Source organism: Thiobacillus sp. (assembly GCF_024708915.1).
Window position 1 is genome coordinate 1 of the sequence record NZ_JANJXQ010000106.1, and the last position, 2,527, is coordinate 2,527.

At 62.0% G+C, this 2,527-nt stretch carries 4 protein-coding genes; 3 read left to right on the forward strand and 1 reads right to left on the reverse strand.

Features of this window, described 5'->3' with window-relative positions; translation table 11 throughout:
* Positions 1-166: DnaA N-terminal domain-containing protein (locus tag Q0L94_RS07975; RefSeq protein ID WP_366799353.1), on the reverse strand; the 166-nt coding region annotated here is incomplete at its 3' end.
* 201 nt (positions 167-367) lie between these two features.
* On the opposite strand from Q0L94_RS07975, the gene rpmH reads away from it, so the two are divergent.
* From rpmH to yidC, 3 genes are all read left to right on the forward strand, one after another.
* Entirely contained in the window at positions 368-502 is a 135-nt protein-coding gene (gene rpmH, locus Q0L94_RS07980; protein ID WP_011313339.1) for a 50S ribosomal protein L34, read from the forward strand.
* Positions 503-537: 35 nt separating this feature from the next.
* Complete coding sequence (rnpA, locus tag Q0L94_RS07985; RefSeq protein ID WP_018079215.1) at positions 538-924, forward strand: ribonuclease P protein component; 387 nt, start codon at positions 538-540, stop codon at positions 922-924.
* Positions 925-937: 13 nt separating this feature from the next.
* The coding region (gene yidC, locus Q0L94_RS07990) for a membrane protein insertase YidC (protein ID WP_296752195.1) at positions 938-2,527 on the forward strand (1,590 nt) is incomplete at its 3' end.

Genomic DNA, 2,527 nt, shown 5'->3' on the forward strand with positions numbered 1-2,527 from the left:
CGAAATGGTTGGGCGCCAGGATGCGCACCTCGCCGCCGGTGTCGTCAAATACCAGGGGCTTGATCCAAGTGCTGAATTGCTGCTGGGTCAGGTTGGCGCGAAAGCGCTCTTGGCAAAGGGCCCAGAAGGAATCCATAGTCGCGGGGGCGGGGGCGGTAAGCTGCATTGGGATTCAAACGTTAATCTTACTCCCCTTCGACCAGGTTATCCACAGACGCAGCCCGCCTGGCACGGTGTGGCAGGTCGACACTAACTTGACATTGCCCCGGTTGGGGGCGTCTAATACGCGGTTTTTCAACAAATTTTTTATGTTTGGTCATCCCTGCCCCGGCGGGGCTGGGCCAGCGCCAGCCAGAAAGGATATGTCATGAAACGCACTTATCAGCCTTCCACCGTCCGCCGCAAGCGTACCCACGGTTTCCGCGCCCGCATGAAAACCAAGGCTGGCCGTGCCGTGATCAATGCGCGCCGCGCCAAAGGCCGCGCCCGTCTGGCCGTCTGATCCGCATCGACACACACCCAGACAAAGCGGGTGGCGTGCGCCTCCGCGATGCGCGCCTGGTCGACAAAGCCGATTTCGACCGGGTGTTTGCCGACAATCAGCGCGCCCGGACGGATTACGTGATGGTGATGGCGCGTCCCAACCAGGTGGGCCACCCGCGGCTGGGGATGGTGATTGCCAAACGCCTGCTTGCGCGTGCGGTGGATCGCAACCGCGTCAAGCGATGCGTGCGTGAAAGCTTCCGGCAGGTTTTGCCGGAACTGCCCGCATGCGACTTCGTCGTGCGCCTGATTGCCAAGCCGGTTCCTGGAAACGAGGCGCGCGATCTGCCGCGCACCTTCCAGCGCGCCGGCCACCGGGCCATGGCAAAATGGCCGACCGCTCCGGCAGGCGAAGCAGCGCCGGAATTCTCTTCCAACTAACGCGTCCCGTCTCATGGATAACCAGCGGCTGATTCTTTTCATCGTTTTTTCCTTCTCGCTGCTTTTGTTATGGGAAGCCTGGCAGGATAAACATGCGCCGGCTCCGGTCGCGCCGGCCACGGTGGGTGCGCCCACTCCCAGCCAGGCGCTGAACGCGCCAGCAGCCGCGGCGCCGGCGCAGGCCGGTTTTGCCAAGGGGCAGCGCGCTCAGGTGGAAACCGACGTGCTGCGCGCCACCATCGACGCCAACGGCGGCGACCTGCGCCAATTGCAGCTGCTGCCCTACCGCGAGACGGAAGACAAGAATCAGGTCTTCACCCTGTTCGAGGACGACAGGACGCGGCCTTATCTGGCGCAAAGCGGCCTGGTGGGCAAAGATCTGCCGACGCACCGCAGCGTGTTCCAGCTCAATCCCGGCATTTACCGCCTCGCTGGCGGCGCCGCCCAACTGGAAGTGCCGCTGGTATGGAATGATCCGGCCACCGGCGTGCGCGTTGAAAAAACCTATGTTTTCAAGCGCGGCAGCTATCAGATCGAGGTCAAAACCCGCGTCATCAACGGTGGCGCCGAGCCTATCGATCTCACGCCCTATTATCAGTTCACCCGTCACGGCGAAGCGCCGCGCGGCGAGTCCTTCTTCCTCTACACTTACACCGGCCCGGCCTTCTACACCGATGCCAAGAAATTCCAGAAAGTCGCATTCAAGGACATCCAGGAAGGCAAGGCCGAATTCGAGAAAACCGCCAATAACGGCTGGGTGGGCATGGTGCAGCACCATTTCGTGTCGGCCTGGCTGCCTGAAGAAAGCGTCAAGCGCGAGTACTACACGCGTGCGCTGGGCGACGGCCTGTATTCCGCCGGGGTGATTCTGGCCGAAGGCACGCTCGCGCCCGGCCAGCAAAAGACATTCACCGTGCCCTTGTATGCCGGGCCGCAAACCCAGGGCACACTGGAGAAAATCGCCCCCGGTCTGGAGCACGTGCGCGATTACGGCTGGCTGACGCCGCTGGCTTATCCCATCTTCTGGTCGCTGGAAAAAATCGAGCGCCTGGTGGGCAACTGGGGCTGGGCCATCATCATTCTGACCATACTCCTCAAGCTGGCGCTGTACCCGTTGTCGGCAGCGGGCTACAAGTCGATGGCCAAGATGAAGAAGCTGACCCCGCGCCTGCAGCAGTTGAAGGAAACCTTCGGCGACGACCGCGCCAAGCTGCATCAGGCGATGGCGGAAATGTACAAGACCGAGAAGATCAACCCGCTCGGCGGCTGCCTGCCTATCCTGATCCAGATTCCGGTGTTCATCGCGCTGTACTGGGTGCTGCTCGCCGCGGTCGAGATGCGCGGCGCGCCCTGGCTCGGCTGGATCACCGACCTGACCGCGCCCGATCCCTGGTTCATCCTGCCGATCTTGATGGGCATCACCTCGATCCTGCAGGTCAAGCTCAACCCGCAGCCGATGGATCCGATGCAGGCCAAGATCATGATGATCATGCCGGTGGCGTTTACCGTGATGTTCGTGTTCTTCCCGGCGGGCCTGGTGCTGTACTGGGTCGTCAACAACATCCTGTCGATCGCACAGCAGTGGGCGATCAACAAGCAGGTC